The organism is Erythrobacter insulae, from assembly GCF_007004095.1.
GTDB classification, from domain to species: Bacteria; Pseudomonadota; Alphaproteobacteria; order Sphingomonadales; family Sphingomonadaceae; genus Erythrobacter; species Erythrobacter insulae.
The window spans coordinates 86,176-103,490 of the sequence record NZ_VHJK01000001.1; the positions used below are offsets into that span (position 1 = coordinate 86,176).

Consider the following 17,315-nt stretch of genomic DNA (forward strand, 5'->3'; position numbering starts at 1 on the left):
ACATAACGATGCAGTCACCTGGGAGATATTTTGAAGCACGTTCTTTCCCTCAGCACGCTCTATCCCAACGCGTCAAATCCGCGTTTCGGGACATTTGTGGCGCGTTCTTTGGAAGGGCTGGCAAAGCGCGGTGATTGGCGGGTCACCGTGATCAATCCGATTGGGCTGGCGCCGGTAATTTTTGGCAAATATCGGGCGCTGGCCGATCTGGCAGAGGTTTCGACCGAGGGCGGCATTGACGTTCACCGCCCGCATTTCACCCTGATCCCCAAAGTCGGGGCGCGGCGCAACGCAGCGGCCATTGCCAAGGCTGCTTTACCGGTCGCAAAGGCAATTCATGCGCAGCATCCGGTGGATATCATTGATGCTCAGTATTTCTTTCCCGATGGGCCTGCCGCTGCGATCATTGCCGATGAAATGGGCCTTCCCTTGTCGATCAAGGCGCGAGGCAGCGATATCAATTATTGGGGTCATCACAGTTTCGCTCTGGAGCAAATGCAGCAGGCCGCATCTCAGGCAGCAGGCCTGTTGGCGGTCAGCGAGGCGTTAAAGCGGGAGATGGTGACGCTTGGCCTTCCCGAAGACAAGATCGCAATCCATTACACCGGCCTTGACCGGAACCGTTTCCGACCACTCGATCATACGCAATTGCGCAGTCAGGTCAGCTCTGAACTAGGGTTCGATTTGCCCGCCCATCTTCCTTTGCTGGTATGCGTGGGCGCTCTGATGAAAAAGAAGGGGCAAGACCGCGCAATTGCGGCCTTGCCCAGCATCGAAGGCGCGAGACTAGTGCTGATTGGCCAAGGCGAGGATGAGGCCGATTTCCGGCAACTTGCGCGGGAAAAAGGCGTAGCCGACCGCGTCCATTTCACCGGATCGATTGATCACGATATGCTGCCGCTGATCCTGTCGGCTGCCGATGTCATGGTTTTGCCGACCGAGAACGAAGGATTGGCCAACGCCTGGGTAGAAGCCCTCGCCTGCGGCACTCCGGTCGTCACCACCGATGTTGGCGGCGCGCGCGAATTAATCGTAAATGATACCGCCGGACGCCTGCTGCCCGATCGCTCGCCAGAGGCCCTAGTCAAAGCCGTGAATTCCGTGCTGAATACACCGCCAGACCCGCTGGAGGTTGCAGCGACGACAGAGCAATTCAGCTGGGAAAACCACGCTGGAATTCTCGCCGCGCATTACGAGCGGCTGACTGGCTGACCCGTTTACCGCGTTTACAGCGCTTACCGGGCTTAGGCTTTGCCGCCTTCGATTTCGCCGCGTGCGATCTTTTCCTGACGGTCCGCTTCGCTTTCCTGCGGGACAAAGCTGTCCGATGTCACACCGAGCCAGATCAGGATCGGCGCGGCGAGATAGACACTGGAATATGTACCGACAAACAAACCCACGGTAATTGCCAGCACCAAGCCAAACAGACTTGCCGGACCAAACAACAGCAGCGGCAAAAGCGCGACGAGCAGCGTGAGCGAGGTCATCACCGTCCGCGCCAGCGTCTCGTTCACCGAGAGATCAAGCAGTTCGGGGAGCGGCATCTTGCGGAATTTCTTCAAATTCTCACGGACCCGGTCATACACAACGATAGTGTCGTTCAGCGAGTAACCGATAATCGCGAGGATCGCAGCGATAATCTGAAGGCTGAATTCCAGCTGGAAGACTGCAAACAGCCCAAGCGTCAGGGAAACATCGTGGAACAATGCGAACAACGCCCCGACGCCGAACTGCCATTCAAAGCGGATCCAGATATACATCGCCACCCCGAGCATGGCGAGCGCGAGTGCAATGACAGCATCGGTGCGGAATTCGCTGGCGACCTTGCCTGAAACGGTGTTGTTTCCGTCTGTCCGGATATCGGAATATTGCCCTTGGATAAGAGCGATAACTTCGTTCCCGATTTCGGTCGCGGCACCCGGCGTCGCTTCGGCTTCTGCAGGCAGAGGGACCCGGATCGAAACCACATTGGGGGCGCCGAATTCCTGAACCACTGGCGCTCCGTACCCAAGCCTGGCGACACTCCGACGCAGATCGGCGATTGGGGCCTGATCGAGCTGTTCAAAGGTAATCTGAACTTCCTGACCACCGGCGAAATCAACCCCGTAATTCAGGCCCTGTGTAAACACCGCAGCCCAGCTCGCTACGATCAGAAGCAAGCTGATGATGAAGAACGGAACCCGCAGTTTCAGGAATTTAATATTTGTGTCAGCGGGGACGAGCTTGAGCAATTTCATGTCAGATCCCTCCTCAAACGTTGATATCGTTAGGGCGGTTTTTACGCAGCCATCCGGCAACCCACATACGGGTCAGCGGGAGTGCGGTGAAAACGCTGGTGAACAGGCCGATGATAAGCACGACGGCGAAACCGCGGATCGGGCCGGACCCGAAAAAGCCGAGCAAACAGGCCGAAATGAAGTTTGTGATGTTGGCATCGTAAATCGCTCGGCTCGCTTCTTTATAGCCGTTTTCGACTGCCGCGATAACCCGCCGCCCTCGTTTGCGCTCTTCCCGGATGCGCTCGTTGATCAGCACGTTGGCATCAACTGCCGCGCCAATCGTCAGCACGAAACCGGCAATACCGGGCAGTGTCAGGGTGCTGTTGGCGAACGCCATAATGCCAAGCAGCATAAGCACGTTGAACACCAGAGCGATCGTCGCATAGACGCCGAAACGGCCATAGGTCGCAATCATCAAAACGATGACTGCGATACTGCCGATCAACATGGCGAGCAGGCCGCGCTGGATCGAATCCGCGCCGAGTTCAGCGCTCACCGTGCGTTCTTCGATAACAGTCAGCGGAACCGGCAATGCACCGGACCGCAGCGAGATTGCGAGATTGTTTGAACTGTCAGCGGTAAAGCTGCCCGAAATCTGCGCCGAGCCGCCACAAATCGGCTCATTGATGTTCGGAGCCGAAAGCACTTCCTCATCAAGGATAATGGCAAAAGGCTTGTTCACGTTCTGCTGGGTCAGGCTGCAAAACCGTGTCCCGCCTTGCACATCGAACTGAATGGTCACAACATTTTCGTTGGTCTGCGGATCGACACCCGCCTGCGCTCCGGTAAGCCGGTCTCCGCGAATCCCGCCAAGCCGCCGCACAGCAATCGATTGACCTTCAAAATCTGTCCCGTCGGCATAGGGGAAAATCTGGCTGCCCGGAGGCGCAATGCCCGCCTGAACATTGGAGGGCAGTGCGTTTTGATCGACCAGTTTGAATTCAAGCTGAGCGGTTTGGCCCAGCAATTCTTTCAGAGCCTCTGGATCATCAAGTCCCGGCACCTGAACCACAATGCGGGTATCGCCCTGACGAATGATCGTCGGTTCGCGTGTACCCAGCTCGTCAATCCGGCGGCGCACAACTTCGGTCGCGCTTTCCATCGCATCATTGACCGCAGTCTCGATCCCGCTTTGCGTCGGGGTGAGCACCATGCGCTGACCATCGATTACGCTCAGGTCCCACTCGCGCACCAGATCCTGACCCTGCATCATCGGTTCGAGCAAGCCGCGCGCACGATCGATATCGCTCGCTTCGTTCAACATAAAGGACAGCTTGCCCTCGGACGTCGAAATATCGCCAATGCGGATGCGCGGTTCGGCGTTGCGCATCGCCTGACGCACGGCCTCTTCCATATTCTGGAGCCGCTGCGCTGCGACTTCGTCCGCTTCGGCCTCAAGCAGAAGGTGCGATCCGCCTGCAAGGTCAAGACCAAGATTAACGCTTGGCTCAGGCAGGGCATCGGGCCAATCGACCCCGCCTGCACCGAACAGCGAAGGCAGCGCCATTATTACCGCCGTGAGGGTAACCACCCACAGCATAATCTTCTTCCAAAGGGGAAAATCCAGCATTGCCGCTTGTTCTCAGTCTTGTTGCGCTAAATCGGGATTAATCGTTTGCGGCTGTGCCGCCGGGCGGAATGATATCGCCGATCGTGTGCTTTACGGCTTTGACCCGCACGTCTTTGGCAAGGTCGATTTCGACATACACGTCGTCCACCTTGGCCACTTTACCGACAAGGCCGCCTTGGGTGATAACCTGATCGCCCTTTTTCAGGCCCGTGATCTTTGCCTGATGTTCCTTCTGCTTTTTCATTTGCGGACGGAAAATCAAAAACCAGAAAATGCCGAAGATACCGATCCACGGAAGCAAGCTGAGAATGAAGCCCATTGGGCCACCAGACCCGGCGGCAGCTGCGCCGGCTGTCCCAAGCGTGTTGACGAGAATATCAAACATATCCGATCGAACCCTAAAACCTGGCGCAAACCGCGCCGCAATTGTGTGTCGTTATGCAGGTCAGAATGAACCAGGTGCGAATAACGCATTGGTCCGGCCTCCCCCGAATTCCGTGTAAGTGGGCGCGCGTAGCAGCATTGCAAGCGCCCGGCAATCGGTGCGCGAACGCCGCCGTATCATTTCACCCGAAAACCGAATGTGGCCGGCATATCATCTGCTTGTCATCTGCTTTCGATCAAGTTTGCAACAATCCCGATCCAGCGCCGCCAAAGTATCAAGCGCCGCTGATGGCTGCACCGGTGCCGTTTGCAATCACACTTGCATGGCGGCCAACCTGACCCTATACGGCGCGCCTCCACTGGATACGGGAAGTAGCGCAGCCTGGTAGCGCATCACACTGGGGGTGTGGGGGTCGCAGGTTCGAATCCTGTCTTCCCGACCAGTGGAGCCATTCATCGAACCGAGACATACGCTCGCCGCATAATGGTTGCCGCCGTGCAATATTTGTTCAAACGGCCGCACGGAACTTGCGCGAAGGCACTGCGTTGTACGGACTTATGAAATTGCGAACTCTTCTGATCTCCACCGCGGCGATGACGTTTGGTGCCATCCCGCTGGCGGCCGAAAACACCGCGCGTGCCGACACCGGTGCCGAAACCGGCGCGGACGTTTCGAGCGATAGCAGCGCAAGCGCGGCTCAAGAGGGGTCATCCGAAACCAGCTCCGCCAACACCCGGCGCGTGTTCACGCCGGTCGATTTTGAACGCTTTGCCCCGCGCAGCGCGCTGGACATGGCCCGGCAAATTCCCGGCTTTTCAATCCAATCCAGCAGCGGCAACCGCGGTCTGGGTCAGGCAGACACAAACGTAATCATCAACGGTCAGCGCATTTCAGGCAAATCAAACGGCCCTGTCGCGGCGCTGCAACGTATTCCAGCCGAAGAGGTTGTGCGGCTTGAAATTGTCGATGGTGCCAGCCTGGATATTGGCGGGCTGACCGGGCAAGTTCTGAATGTCGTCACAAAATCGACTGGCGGAATTACCGGGCAATTCAGGTACTCTGCCGAATGGCGCTCTTTCGGAGTACCATTCCGTTGGGGTGACGGCCAAATCTCGCTCGCGGGAGGCGGGGAACAGACAGAATGGACTCTCAGCCTGGATAACGATGCCGGACGGCGCGGCAACGAAGGTATCGAGCGGGTTTTCGATGCAGCGGACAATTTGATCGATACACGCGATGAACAATCCAACTTCGTCTCCGACCGCCCCAGCCTCTCCGGTTCTTTTGCGCGCACGGCCGACAATGGAAATATCCTGAACCTGACCGGCAGTGTCACGGCCAACCTGTTCGACCAAAACGAAACGTCGGCTCGCACCGGAATAATCTCACCGGTAGACCGCTTTCGCCTGTTCCGGTCGAAAGAGGATGAATTCAATTACGAAGTCGGAGCCGATTACAGTTTTGGCCTCGGTAGCGGTCAGCTCAAAGTTATCGGTTATCGCCGTTACGAAGACAGCCCGACCTCGTCTGACGTAATAACGACATTCGCCGATGCGCGCCCACCCGAAGGATCGCTGTTTATCCGGGACGCCGACGAAGCGGAAACGATCCTGCGCACTGAATACACGATTGCCGGATTGGGCGGAGATATCCAGTTTGCTCTGGAAGGCGTGAAAAACTCGCTCGACATCGAATCAAGTTTGGAAGTGCGCGACGCCGCAGGCATCTTACAGCCGGTTGAATTCGACGGTGCCAGTGCGCGCGTAGAGGAAGACCGCGGCGAAGGCAGCCTGACCTATGGCCGCAAAATTGCCGACAACCTGCAAATGCAGCTGTCTTTCGGCGGCGAGTATTCAACGATCCGGCAAAGCGGCGTCGGGGGCCAGACGCGGTCTTTTTTCAGACCAAAGGGGTTTGCCGCGCTCGATTGGAAAGCCAACAAGACATTGAACCTGTCAGGCCGGATTGAGCGGGTCGTCGGCCAGCTCAATTTCTTTGATTTTATCGCGACGACTGATCTCAATCAGGACCGCGTCAACGTCACAAACTCGAACCTTGTGCCCCCGCAAAGCTGGCTTTTCGAAGCAGAAGCAACCCAGAGCCTTGGTGCCATCGGGTCGGTCAATATCCGCGCATTTTATGAGGACCTGAGCGATTTTGTCGATCAGATCCCGATTGCAGGCGGCGGAGAGGCTCCGGGTAATGTTGACGCAGCCACAATCGCGGGGCTTGCAGGCGAAATAACGCTTTTGTTCGACCCGATCGGCGTTCGCGGGCTTAGGCTCGATACAAATTTCACGGTTCGCGATAGTGAGATCCTCGATCCGCTGACATCGCAGCCGCGCGACATTTCGGGCTTCCGGAATTTTGGTGTCGGCGTTGAAGTGCGGCAGGACTTTTTCGGTTCGGACTGGGCTGTCGGCGGGGCGTATGGCTATAGCGAAAACCGTCTGGCGGTTCGTTTGGGCGAGGTTTCCTTGCGATCCGAAGCGCCCGGTTTTGCGCGCCTGTTTGTCGAGCACAAAGATGTATTCGGGATGACGGCGCGCTTCCGCGTCGGGAATTTGATCGATCAACAAGACCGGTTCGAACGTACAATCTTCCTCGATCGCACCGCCGGTCTGGTCGATTTTCGCGAGGACCGCGATCGCCGCTTTGGTGTGATCTATTCGTTCGATATCGAAGGCTCTTTCTAGCGGTTGCGAAGCGTACCCTGCCCGCCTACCCCGTGGGTGAAGAGGATTTGCAAATGACCGATAATGTCACCGCCCCCTTAACCAAAATGCGCTCCTGGCTGTTTGCGCCGGGCGACAGCGACAAGAAAATGGACAAGGCCATCGCGAGCGAGGCTGACATTGCCTTGCTCGATCTGGAAGATTCGGTGACACCCGAAAATAAAGCAGCAGCGCGCGAACAGGTCGCCGCGGCGATTGCGAATGCACCGGATAAATCACGCGTGTGGGTCCGGGTAAACCCATTGTCTGGCGAATGGACCGAGGCCGATCTGGATGCAGTGGTTTCAGCCGGGCCCGGCGGGATCTTTCTTCCCAAGGCCGAAGGCGGGCACGATGTCGAACGGCTCGATGCGATGCTGTCTGCGCGCGAAGTTCAGGCGGGGATGGATGTTGGCGCGATCCGCGTGGCCGCGCTGGTGACAGAAACCGCCGCCGCCATGTTCACCACCGGCATGTATGACGGAGCGCCGCGGCTGGTCGCAATGAGCTGGGGCGCAGAGGACCTTTCAAGCGAGCTTGGCGCGCGCGAACAACGCGGTCCGGATGGTGAATACAGCCACGTCTATGAAATGGCGCGCAGCCTCTGCTTGCTCGGCGCGGTGAAAGCAGGCGTTGCTCCGATCGAGACAGTGCAACCAGAATTCCGCGACCTTGATAAACTCGCCGTCCGCGCCAAAAGCGTGCGCGCTCAGGGATTTAGAGGGATGCTGGCCATCCACCCTGCGCAAGTTGCACCGATCAACGCTGCTTTCACACCCAGCCCCGAAGAACTCGCCCATGCCCGCGCAGTGTTACAGGCCTTTGCCGACAATCCCGGTTCCGGCACCGTCTCGATGGATGGCAATATGCTGGACCGCCCGCATATGGTGCTGGCGCAAAGACTACTCGCAGAGGCCGGCGACGCCCAATAGGGTTCTAACATTTTCCTACATGAACCGATTTGGTTACATAAGGCGCGACTCAATTCAATGGAGCGCGACACATGGCTATTCTCGAATCCCTTATCGGTCCGATCACCTCGATCCTCGACAAAATCATCCCGGACAAAGAAGCCCGTGCAAAGGCCAAGCTTGAGCTGATCAAGCTGGAGGGCACGCAGGATATGCGGATGATCGAGGCGCGCCTGCAAGCGATCGTCGCAGAAGCGCAATCAAATGACCCATGGACGAGCCGCGCGCGCCCCAGCTTTCTCTATGTCATGTATGCGATGATCCTGTGGGCGATGCCGATGGGCGTGCTCGCAGCCTTCAACCCCGCCGCCGCAGGAGAAATCGCGCGCGGCATGAACGCTTATCTGAACGGCCTGCCAGAACCGCTCTATGCCCTGTTTGGCACCGGCTATCTCGGCTACACGGCGGCGCGCCAGTGGGGTAAGGTCAAGGGCGTGGAACGGTGATTTCGACCGTCAATCTTGCGTTTACAAAGATGTGCGACTAATTCGTCATCATGAGCAAAACGGAACGCAACCAGCTTATTCTCAATAAGATCAAAGAGGCGACCGAGTTGGGTTTACAGTCGAAGGATGCTGCGCGCCGCATCCTGATCTCAGAGGGCATATATACGCCGAAAGGCAATCTCAAAAAAGAATTCGGCGGTCGCGGTGCAACGAAGCGCTCGGCCAAACGGGCTGCGTGAGCATCTAGTTGGCGAGGCTCGCCACATCTTTTATTCTTGGTTATCACGGCTGCGATTCCACCGTGGCTGCACGTGTTATAGCTGGCGAAATGCCGCTTTTAAAAAGCGATCGTGACTGGGATTGGCTAGGCCCGGGCGCCTATTTTTGGGAAGCCGACCCTCAGCGCGCGATGGAATTTGCCGAGTGGAAGCAAGAACGCGGGGAAATTGATAATCCGGCGGTGATCGGGGCTGTCATAGATCTTAGAGAATGTCTCGACCTAACCAACCGAGATGACATTGAGCTTGTCGCAGCAGCCTACGCTTCATTTCACTCGCTCAACCAAGCCTCCGATTTGCCTCTTCCACAAAATCAAAATGCGCCATCAGACCCTTTTGAAAACCTTCTTCTCCGATATCTTGATTGCGCTGTTTTTCGGCATCTACACAGGCTCATAGAAGACACGTCGATTGAAAAGATCGATACAGTGCGAGGTATGTTTGAGGAGGGTGGAACCGCCTTTCCGGGATCTGCGATCAAAGCAAAAACCCACACGCAGATTGCAGTTAGGACCGATGACTGCATTAAAGGCATTTTTTACCCGCTCTCAGATGGGGCATTGCAGTTTTGATCGCCGATACAAACATCGTCTACGTCCTCAACGGCCCCAACCTCAACCTGCTCGGCCTGCGCGAGCCGGAGATTTACGGCTCGCAAACGCTCGATGATATTGCAGGAATGCTGGAGGATCGCGCGCGAGAGCTTGGCCTCGTTATCGACATGCGGCAAACCAATCACGAAGGAATGCTGGTCGATTGGCTACACGAAGCGCAGGCAGAAGGCGCACGTGCCGTCTTGCTCAATGCAGCGGCCTACACCCACACATCAATCGCGCTTCTGGATGCGATCAAAGCGATCCAAACCCCTGTTATCGAAGTGCATTTGTCAGATCCCAAGACCCGTGAAACATTCCGGCACACATCATATGTGGGGATGGCTGCGGCCAAAACGGTGGAAGGCCACGGAGCCGATTCCTACCGGATCGCGCTCGAAGCCGTAGCGTCAGGTGAAATCTGAAACGTAAAATCATTTCGTTGATTTTGGGCAATTGCCACTTGCCAGCCGCAATTGGCGTGAATAGTCACATGCGAAACTACACAAGGGGTATGCATGGCTACTAGTAAGCCGGCCGCTGGGAAAAAACCCGGCATGAACATTGAATCCAAACTCGTTCGCGAACTTGCCGAACTGCTGAACGAGACAGGACTTACCGAAATCGAAGTAGAAGATGATGGTCGCAAGATCCGCGTGTCACGCGGCGGTGTTGCCGCGTCTCCGACTATGGCACCTGCGCCGATGGCCGCGCCGTCACCGGCACCGGTCGCGGCGGCACCTACTCCGGCGGCTGATGCCCCCGCAGCGGTGGACAGCCATGCCGACGCTTTGAAATGTCCAATGGTTGGCACCGTGTATCTGGCACCTGAGCCCGGAGCGTCGAACTTTGTTTCCGTCGGTGACGCGATCAGCGAAGGCGACACGGTTTTGATCATAGAAGCGATGAAGGTGATGAACCCGATTACCGCTGATAAATCCGGCACCATCAAAGCCATTCTGGTCGATAACGCGCAGCCGGTCGAATTTGATCAGCCGCTCGTTGTAATCGGTTAAACCGATATGAGCATCACCCGCATATTGATCGCCAATCGCGGCGAAATTGCGCTGCGCATTCACCGTGCAGCGCATGAGATGGGCATTGAAACGGTGGCCGTTCACTCCACCGCCGATGCCGATGCCATGCACGTTCGGTTGGCTGACCATGCCGTTTGTATTGGTCCGCCCGCAGCGACAGACAGCTATTTGAATGTCGCCAACATCATTTCTGCCGCAGAAGTCGCGCAGTGTGATGCGATCCATCCGGGCTATGGCTTTCTGTCGGAAAATGCCAAATTTGCCGACATAGTCGAGGCGCATGACATCAAATGGATCGGGCCAAAACCCGAACATATCCGTACAATGGGCGACAAGGTCGAGGCCAAACGAAGCGCAGGCGCGCTTGGTCTGCCGCTGGTCCCCGGTTCGGATGGCGCGGTCTCTGATCCCGAGGAAGGCAAGAGAATCGCCGCTGAAATCGGGTATCCGGTGATTATCAAAGCGGCCAGCGGCGGCGGCGGGCGCGGCATGAAAGTCTGCGAAAGCGAAGATAAGCTTGCAGCATTGATGCAGGCCGCCGGTAACGAAGCCAAATCGGCGTTTGGTGATGCCACAGTCTATATCGAGAAATATCTCGGCAATCCGCGCCACATCGAATTTCAGGTGTTTGGCGATGGCAACGGCAATGCAATCCATCTGGGAGAGCGTGACTGCTCGCTGCAACGCCGCCACCAAAAGGTTCTGGAAGAGGCACCCTCGCCCGTCATCAGCCATGATGAACGGATGCGGATGGGCGAGATTTGTTCAAAAGCGATGCGCGATATGGCCTATCGCGGTGCCGGCACAATCGAATTCCTGTGGGAAAACGGCGAGTTTTATTTCATCGAAATGAACACCCGGCTTCAGGTTGAGCATCCCGTTACCGAGGCGATCACGGGCGTTGATCTGGTGCGTGAACAAATCCGCATTGCTGCGGGTAAGCCGCTTTCTGTCTCTCAGGAAGAACTGGAATTTAAAGGCCACGCGATCGAATGCCGGATCAATGCCGAGGATCCGTTCAATTTCACACCATCACCCGGCAAGGTGACGTATTATCACCCCGCAGGCGGTATGCATGTCCGCGTCGATAGCGGGCTATATGCGGGCTATTCCATCCCGCCCTATTACGACAGCATGATTGCCAAACTGATCGTCTATGGCCGCAATCGCGAAGGCTGTATTATGCGCCTGCGCCGCGCGCTAGAAGAGATGGTGGTTGAAGGCGTAAAAACCAACATTCCGTTGCATCAGGAACTGCTGCGTCAGAATGATGTGTTGGAAGGCGATTACACCATCAAATGGCTCGAAGATTGGCTGGAAAAGCGCGAAGCTGAGTAAGTGCGGAGATCGCGCGCGCGGTCAATTCTGTGACAACGCGATCGAAACGCGATCGACATACACAACATTTTTTTCGCTATCACTGGAAAATCGATCCGAGCGGCAAGCGCTTGATGAATGGTTTTGACGCTGCTGAAATCGTAGATGCTGGCATAATTGTACCAGTGATCGATTTCTTCGGCCCTATTGAGAAATTCGGCTAAACAGTCTCAAGAAAAGTTATGCGGGCACCAATGCGCGCGATAATCATTGAGCTATGGTGAAAAACGAAAATATTCTTGATGCCGAGGCAGGCACAGTGATGCAGGAAAAGCCAATTCTTGCTGTCCCGGTGGATGCTCGGCTTGAGCAATCCAGCACCCCTCGCAAGACGCAGATCGTCGTCGTTGGCGGCGGGGCTGGCGGGCTTGAACTTGTGCGCAAACTCGGCGCGAAGTTCGGGCGGAAACATTACGACATCATTCTGGTCGACAAGAATCTGTCGCACATCTGGAAACCGCTTTTGCATGAAGTGGCAGCCGGATCGCTTGACGCCAACCTCGATGAAGTCGGATATCGCGGGCACTGTTATCGCTGGGGCTATCGCTTTTTTCAGGGAAGCCTGGACGGAATAGACCGCGAAACTCGCACGATCAGCCTGGCACCCGTGCATGATGATGATGGCAAGGAAGTGATCGCCGGGCACACGATCCGTTACGATTATCTTGTTCTGGCTGTTGGTTCGATTTCAAATGATTTCGGCGTACCTGGCGTCAAAGACCACTGCATCTATCTCGATTCGCGCGAGCAGGCCGATATTTTCCGCACCAAATTGCTCAACAATTGCCTGCGCGTAAGCCGCGCGATGATGGCCAATCCCGGTGCGGATGAACAGGTCAAAGTCGCCATTATCGGCGCCGGTGCAACGGGCGTTGAGCTGGCCGCCGAGCTGTATAATGCAGCAGGAGCGCTGCGGCATTACGGCCTTGAAGTGTTTGACGAAAGCCGCCTGAAAGTCACCCTGCTCGAAGCGGGGCCGCGCATTTTGCCTGCGTTGCCTGAAAAACTATCAGCGGCGGCGCGCCACGAGCTTAATGTGCTGGGCGTCGTCGTGAAAACAGAGACGCAAGTGATCGAAGCGCGGCCGCGCACCTTGATCACAAGCGCGGGTGAGACAATTGATGCCGATCTGATTGTATGGGCCGCTGGCGTCAAAGGGGCAGACATGCTCGCGGAACTCGGGCTGGAAACCAATCGCCGCAATCAAATCCTGGTCCACGGCACCATGCAGACGCTCGATGACGATCGGATTTTTGCGTTGGGCGATTGCGCATCTTACACGCCCGATGGCGCAGAAATGCCCATCCCGCCCCGCGCTCAGGCCGCGCATCAGATGGCAAGCACCGTGTTCGACAATATTGTGCGCTCAATCAAAAACAGGCCGCTCAAAACCTTCGTATACCAAGACAAAGGGTCGCTGATCTCACTCAGCCGTTTTTCAACGGTAGGGAGCTTGATGGGGAACCTTGTGGGCGGATCTTTGGCCGTTGAGGGCAGAATGGCGCGGCTTATCTATACCTCGCTCTATCGCCTGCACCTGCTTGGGATTCACGGCTGGATGAAGGGATTATTCCTGATGGCAATCGGCCGCGTGAACCGTATCGTTCGGCCACGGCTTAAGCTGCACTGATCTTTCGTGCGCCATCCATCCGGCAGCAGAAAACCGCAGCAAATGGGAATTTTTTCGGATTATTTTGAGATGAAACCCGGCTTCGCTTAGAGCGGAACACCGGGCATATGTTTGGATGTCCGGATCGTCAAAGAGGTTTTCACACTCTCGACATTGGGCGCAGGCGTCAGTTTACCGGTCAGGAATTCCTGAAAACTTTGAAGGTCTTGGCTAACGATTTTGAGAATAAAGTCGATCTCGCCATTCAGCATATGGCACTCGCGCACTTCGGCAAGATTGGCCATGTGATCCTCAAATTCGCGCAGTGCGCTTTCCGCCTGACTTTTCAGGCTGACCATCGCAAACACGGTGATCGCAAATCCCAGCTTCGAAGGGTCAAGATCGGCGTGATAGCCGCGGATAACGCCCTCTTCCTCGAGCCCGCGCACGCGCCGTAAACAGGGCGGCGCTGTCAATCCTACTCGCTGCGCCAGTTCGACATTGGTAACACGCCCTTCGGCCTGCAATTCAGACAACAGCCGTTTGTCGATCTCGTCCAGATTCGCCATGGTTGCACACTCCCCGATGTGTAAGCCGCCAAAACAATCTGGCCTGCTTATGTAATAATGATCATGCGAAACAACATGCCTGCAACGGCACGCGCTTATATAATAATATTAGGTCTGCCAGCAATTGTCCCGCTTTGCAACGCAGTGTGAGTGTGCACCTGTAACATTTGTAGCATGGTGTAAGGGCATAGACTGGATTCGCTATGCCCGATCCATTGCGCGCGATTTCAGATTGAAGGAGCCTTGATGTTTTTTGATGACCGCCTCGCAACTGTGCTGCGTCAACGCACCACGAGCGAAGCGGGCGCACGCACGCAATTCAGGCAATTGCTGGACATTCTGGGCAACCGCAAATTCGCACCACAAGATGACCGCTCGGCCAGCTTGATCGCTGCTGCGTGGATGCGCATGGATGCGCTGGCAGAGGAGCTTCCAGCAGCAGACAGAGCCGCGATGATCCGGGAAACGGGATGGCGGTTCCGCAGCCCCGATCTCGCAGCGCATCTGGCCGATCATGAACCCGAAGTCGCCTCCGCGGCGCTTAATCGGGCGCAGTTATCGGCAGAAGATTGGGAGACACTGATCCCGCGTCTGCCGGTTCGCGCTCGCGGTTTCCTGCGCCTCCGCAGGGATTTACCGGTCGATACTGATGTCCTGCTCGAACGGCTTGGAATTCATGATCGCGGGCTTCCGTCACCGTCTGCGCCTGTCAAAGACACAGATGCAGGCGAAAACGAACCCATTGCCAATATCCCGGTCGAAATCGAACAGGCCCAAAGCGGCAGCTTTGAACAAGACGAACTATCACCAATCCATGACCCGGCACAAACGGGTGCTGCGAACGCAATGCCCCCTTTTGATGCGAATGATACCGGACGCAGCGAGATTTCCGCTCTGGTCGAACGGATTGCGCAGTTTCGCAGGACCCGCGAATCCACACCGATGGATGCTGAACGTTCGCCAAAGCTGCCATTGGGTCTTGATGAAAGTCACGCTGCGGGCGTGCGGCGCATTACAGCTTTCGGATTTACCGCCGATCCTGCCGGACGGATTGAATGGGCAGAAACAGAAGCGGCCGCGATGGTCATCGGAACTCGCCTTGTGCCGTTACCCATATTGGGAAGCCGCGATAGCGAAAGCCCGCTAGAGCGCTCTTTCTACAGGCGGCTGCCGATAACGCAGGCGACTTTCGAGATGAGAGGCGCCGATGCGGTGGCCGGTGAATGGATTGTAGATGCGCAGCCCAGCTTTACCGATGATGGCAGTTTTTCCGGCTATATCGGCCGGTTTCGCAGACCGGCATTTGATCATTCCGCTGCATCGGGCCCGGCGGCTCGTGAAGCTGACCGAATCCGCCAATTGCTGCATGAATTGCGCACACCCGTAACCGCGGTTCAGGGATACGCCGAGGTCATTCAACAGCAATTGTTTGGCCCGGCTCCGCACGATTACCGCGCACTGGCCGCTGCGATTGCCGCAGATGCGGCACGGATCCTATCCGGTTTTGAAGAGCTCGACCGGCTGGCAAAGCTGGAAACGGGTGCCATGGTTATGGAGCCCGGCGAAGCCGATCTGTCCGCTCTGGCTTATGCGACCAGCAATCAGCTTGGCCAGGTGCTCAGCGCGAGGATGGCCGGCATTGATTTTGAGGATGAGCCCGAGGGCCCGATTTTCATCGCGCTGCATACAGACGACGCCGAATCGCTGTTGTGGCGTTTACTGGCGACACTCGGTGGAAGCTGCGCGTCCGGTGAGATGTTGATCGCAGCATTGGAAACTGGCCATAGCGAAGCGCGCTTGACGTGCGAGCTGCCGGCACAGTTGATGGCAGAAGACGATATCTTTGCCGCTGAAGTGAAACCGATCAGTTCAACAATCAATGCCGGTCTGTTCGGTGCCGGATTTGCCCTGCGGCTGGCGCGGGCTGAGGCGCAGGCCGCTGGCGGCAAGCTGACCGTAAACGATGACACGTTGACACTTACCCTGCCGCTCTTGACCGCCAGACAGGCGCTGCCTAGCCATTCAGAGTGCGATGAACAGGATAATGCGGCCTGATTACCGCGCGCTGACCAGTTTCCACGCGCTGTATGCTCCTGTGCAGCGATCATTCTCAGGGTGTTTTTGACATGGCCAAACGCTCTATGCTGGCCCCGCCACCGGGAAATGCGCCCGCCAATTTTGCGAGTGATTTTGGACAGCGCGTTCTGTTGACGGTTGATACCGAGGAAGAATTTGACTGGGCCGCTCCGTTCAGCCGCGATGATCATGGCCTTCAACACACCGGCCAGCTGGCGCGGTTTCAAAGCGTATGCGAGGAATTGGGCGCGCATCCGGTCTATCTGGTCGACTGGCCGATAGCGCATGATGGGCGGGCGGTTGAAATCATCGGGGATGCACTGCGCCGCAAAACGGCGTCGATTGGGATGCAGCTGCATGGCTGGGTCAATCCGCCATTCGATGAAGCGGTGAACACTCACAATTCTTTTGCCGGTAATCTTCCGCCTGAACTGGAGGCGGCGAAATTCACCGCTTTGCGCGATCGGATCGAGCACGCGTTTGGCACTGCTCCGGCAATTTACCGTGCGGGCCGCTATGGAGTCGGTCCCAACACCGCCGATCTGCTTAAGGATAACGGTTTTGCATTGGACACATCGGTCCGGTCATTGTTCGATTATAGCGAACAAGGCGGGCCAGATTTCACGCACCACCCTGCTGTACCGTACTGGATTGATGACGAAAGCACCGTGCTCGAATTGCCCGTCACCAGCGTATATTGGGGTATGCTGCGCCAACTGGGCCGGCAGATTCACCGGGCACAGCGCCACATGCCCACATTCTTTGCCGCTTTTTCAAAACTGAGCCTGTTGGAACGCATCGCTCTGACGCCGGAGGGCGTTACCGTGGAAGAGGCGCTGCGCGGGATTGATATCGCGCTTGACGACGGGCTTCCTTTGCTCATCCTGTCTTTCCACAGTCCTTCGCTTGCACCGGGCCACACGCCATATTCGCGCAGCGACGCCGATGTGGAGCGAATCTATGACTGGTTCCGGCAAATTTACGCCTATCTTGACCGTCGCGGAGTGCGTTCGACGACGCCAAATGAAATTATTTCCTCAGTAAAACGCTAATTTCCTGAAAAGTTGTGCGCTTCGTACTTGTGTCTGTCGATATGCCGCTGTAGTGGCCTTCCTCGTTCGCGCAGCCGAAACCATTTGGGCCTGTAGCTCAGCGGTTAGAGCTGGCCGCTCATAACGGCTAGGTCGCGGGTTCGAATCCTGCCGGGCCCACCAAACCTTTTGGGGCTCGCGGGCGAAGAGATGTATGTCGGGGAGTGGCGCAGCCAGGTAGCGCACCTGTTTTGGGTACAGGGGGTCGGAGGTTCGAATCCTCTCTCCCCGACCATCTCTTGAAATTCCGCCAGATGGGTTGAGTGTTGCCAGTAACTGGCCCGGCCCGTTTGCGCCTCGATCACGCAACGCTTTATCGC

16 protein-coding genes and 3 tRNA genes are annotated in these 17,315 nt (G+C 56.7%); 15 read left to right on the top strand and 4 right to left on the bottom strand.

Annotated elements, in window-relative coordinates; all coding sequences use genetic code 11:
• The first annotated feature begins 30 nt into the window (after positions 1-30).
• On the top strand, positions 31-1,212 hold the full coding sequence (locus tag FGU71_RS00415; protein WP_142786745.1) for a glycosyltransferase: 1,182 nt from the start codon (positions 31-33) through the stop codon (positions 1,210-1,212).
• Between the two features lie 32 nt (positions 1,213-1,244).
• On the opposite strand, the gene secF is transcribed toward FGU71_RS00415, so the two are convergent.
• Genes secF through yajC form a run of 3 tightly spaced genes read right to left on the bottom strand, consistent with a single transcriptional unit; the run spans position 1,245 to position 4,234 of the window.
• Complete coding sequence (gene secF, locus FGU71_RS00420; RefSeq protein ID WP_142786746.1) at positions 1,245-2,237, bottom strand: protein translocase subunit SecF; 993 nt, start codon at positions 2,235-2,237, stop codon at positions 1,245-1,247.
• A gap of 13 nt (positions 2,238-2,250) precedes the next feature.
• Entirely contained in the window at positions 2,251-3,849 is a 1,599-nt protein-coding gene (gene secD, locus FGU71_RS00425; protein WP_142786747.1) for a protein translocase subunit SecD, read from the bottom strand.
• Positions 3,850-3,886: 37 nt separating this feature from the next.
• Positions 3,887-4,234, bottom strand: coding sequence for a preprotein translocase subunit YajC (gene yajC / locus FGU71_RS00430; RefSeq protein ID WP_142786748.1), 348 nt, complete (start codon positions 4,232-4,234; stop codon positions 3,887-3,889).
• Between the two features lie 365 nt (positions 4,235-4,599).
• On the opposite strand from yajC, the gene FGU71_RS00435 reads away from it, so the two are divergent.
• The 10 genes from FGU71_RS00435 to FGU71_RS00480 all read left to right on the top strand — a co-directional run bounded on the left by FGU71_RS00435 (position 4,600) and on the right by FGU71_RS00480 (position 13,280).
• Positions 4,600-4,676 (top strand) — tRNA-Pro (locus FGU71_RS00435).
• Between the two features lie 115 nt (positions 4,677-4,791).
• Positions 4,792-6,930, top strand: coding sequence for a TonB-dependent receptor plug domain-containing protein (locus tag FGU71_RS00440; protein WP_142786749.1), 2,139 nt, complete (start codon positions 4,792-4,794; stop codon positions 6,928-6,930).
• Between the two features lie 53 nt (positions 6,931-6,983).
• A complete protein-coding gene (locus tag FGU71_RS00445) occupies positions 6,984-7,880 on the top strand; it encodes an HpcH/HpaI aldolase/citrate lyase family protein (RefSeq protein WP_234035571.1) in 897 nt (298 codons plus the stop codon).
• A 71-nt stretch (positions 7,881-7,951) separates the two neighbouring features.
• A complete protein-coding gene (locus tag FGU71_RS00450) occupies positions 7,952-8,365 on the top strand; it encodes a holin family protein (RefSeq protein ID WP_142786750.1) in 414 nt (137 codons plus the stop codon).
• 50 nt (positions 8,366-8,415) lie between these two features.
• The gene (locus tag FGU71_RS00455; RefSeq protein ID WP_142786751.1) at positions 8,416-8,604 is read left to right on the top strand and encodes a hypothetical protein; all 189 of its coding nucleotides are present in this window, start codon (positions 8,416-8,418) and stop codon (positions 8,602-8,604) included.
• An 8-nt stretch (positions 8,605-8,612) separates the two neighbouring features.
• Entirely contained in the window at positions 8,613-9,215 is a 603-nt protein-coding gene (locus FGU71_RS00460; protein WP_142786752.1) for a hypothetical protein, read from the top strand.
• Positions 9,215-9,661: a type II 3-dehydroquinate dehydratase gene (locus FGU71_RS00465; RefSeq protein WP_142788896.1), complete on the top strand. Its 447-nt coding sequence runs from the start codon at positions 9,215-9,217 to the stop codon at positions 9,659-9,661. Before FGU71_RS00460 ends, FGU71_RS00465 begins: the two co-directional genes overlap by 1 nt.
• 132 nt (positions 9,662-9,793) lie before the next feature.
• Positions 9,794-10,252, top strand: a complete 459-nt coding sequence (accB, locus tag FGU71_RS00470) for an acetyl-CoA carboxylase biotin carboxyl carrier protein (protein WP_185960166.1) — start codon at positions 9,794-9,796, stop codon at positions 10,250-10,252.
• Positions 10,253-10,258: 6 nt separating this feature from the next.
• The gene (accC, locus tag FGU71_RS00475) at positions 10,259-11,611 is read left to right on the top strand and encodes an acetyl-CoA carboxylase biotin carboxylase subunit (protein WP_142786754.1); all 1,353 of its coding nucleotides are present in this window, start codon (positions 10,259-10,261) and stop codon (positions 11,609-11,611) included.
• Between the two features lie 256 nt (positions 11,612-11,867).
• Positions 11,868-13,280: an NAD(P)/FAD-dependent oxidoreductase gene (locus FGU71_RS00480; RefSeq protein ID WP_325053151.1), complete on the top strand. Its 1,413-nt coding sequence runs from the start codon at positions 11,868-11,870 to the stop codon at positions 13,278-13,280.
• 86 nt (positions 13,281-13,366) lie between these two features.
• Here the strand turns inward: FGU71_RS00480 and FGU71_RS00485 are convergent, their stop codons facing one another.
• Entirely contained in the window at positions 13,367-13,828 is a 462-nt protein-coding gene (locus FGU71_RS00485) for an Lrp/AsnC family transcriptional regulator (protein WP_142786755.1), read from the bottom strand.
• Positions 13,829-14,074: 246 nt separating this feature from the next.
• Between FGU71_RS00485 and FGU71_RS00490 the strand changes: the two genes are divergently transcribed.
• From FGU71_RS00490 to FGU71_RS00505, 4 genes are all read left to right on the top strand, one after another.
• Positions 14,075-15,883 (top strand): histidine kinase dimerization/phospho-acceptor domain-containing protein, encoded by a 1,809-nt coding sequence (locus FGU71_RS00490; RefSeq protein ID WP_142786756.1) that lies wholly within the window; start codon positions 14,075-14,077, stop codon positions 15,881-15,883.
• A gap of 71 nt (positions 15,884-15,954) precedes the next feature.
• Positions 15,955-16,956, top strand: a complete 1,002-nt coding sequence (locus FGU71_RS00495; RefSeq protein ID WP_142786757.1) for a polysaccharide deacetylase family protein — start codon at positions 15,955-15,957, stop codon at positions 16,954-16,956.
• A gap of 86 nt (positions 16,957-17,042) precedes the next feature.
• A tRNA-Ile gene (locus tag FGU71_RS00500) sits at positions 17,043-17,118 on the top strand.
• A gap of 35 nt (positions 17,119-17,153) precedes the next feature.
• Positions 17,154-17,230, top strand: a tRNA-Pro gene (locus FGU71_RS00505).
• Positions 17,231-17,315 lie beyond the last annotated feature (85 nt).

Bases quoted from the DNA above. Each gene is read 5' to 3' on its own strand.
- secF (WP_142786746.1), bottom strand. From the start codon at position 2,237: ATGAAATTGCTCAAGCTCGTCCCCGCTGACACAAATATTAAATTCCTG.
- accC (WP_142786754.1), top strand. From the start codon at position 10,259: ATGAGCATCACCCGCATATTGATCGCCAATCGCGGCGAAATTGCGCTG.
- FGU71_RS00480 (WP_325053151.1), top strand. From the start codon at position 11,868: ATGGTGAAAAACGAAAATATTCTTGATGCCGAGGCAGGCACAGTGATG.
- FGU71_RS00485 (WP_142786755.1), bottom strand. From the start codon at position 13,828: ATGGCGAATCTGGACGAGATCGACAAACGGCTGTTGTCTGAATTGCAG.
- accB (WP_185960166.1), top strand. From the start codon at position 9,794: ATGAACATTGAATCCAAACTCGTTCGCGAACTTGCCGAACTGCTGAAC.
- yajC (WP_142786748.1), bottom strand. From the start codon at position 4,234: ATGTTTGATATTCTCGTCAACACGCTTGGGACAGCCGGCGCAGCTGCC.
- FGU71_RS00455 (WP_142786751.1), top strand. From the start codon at position 8,416: ATGAGCAAAACGGAACGCAACCAGCTTATTCTCAATAAGATCAAAGAG.
- FGU71_RS00445 (WP_234035571.1), top strand. From the start codon at position 6,984: ATGACCGATAATGTCACCGCCCCCTTAACCAAAATGCGCTCCTGGCTG.
- FGU71_RS00495 (WP_142786757.1), top strand. From the start codon at position 15,955: ATGGCCAAACGCTCTATGCTGGCCCCGCCACCGGGAAATGCGCCCGCC.
- FGU71_RS00440 (WP_142786749.1), top strand. From the start codon at position 4,792: ATGAAATTGCGAACTCTTCTGATCTCCACCGCGGCGATGACGTTTGGT.
- secD (WP_142786747.1), bottom strand. From the start codon at position 3,849: ATGCTGGATTTTCCCCTTTGGAAGAAGATTATGCTGTGGGTGGTTACC.
- FGU71_RS00490 (WP_142786756.1), top strand. From the start codon at position 14,075: ATGTTTTTTGATGACCGCCTCGCAACTGTGCTGCGTCAACGCACCACG.
- FGU71_RS00450 (WP_142786750.1), top strand. From the start codon at position 7,952: ATGGCTATTCTCGAATCCCTTATCGGTCCGATCACCTCGATCCTCGAC.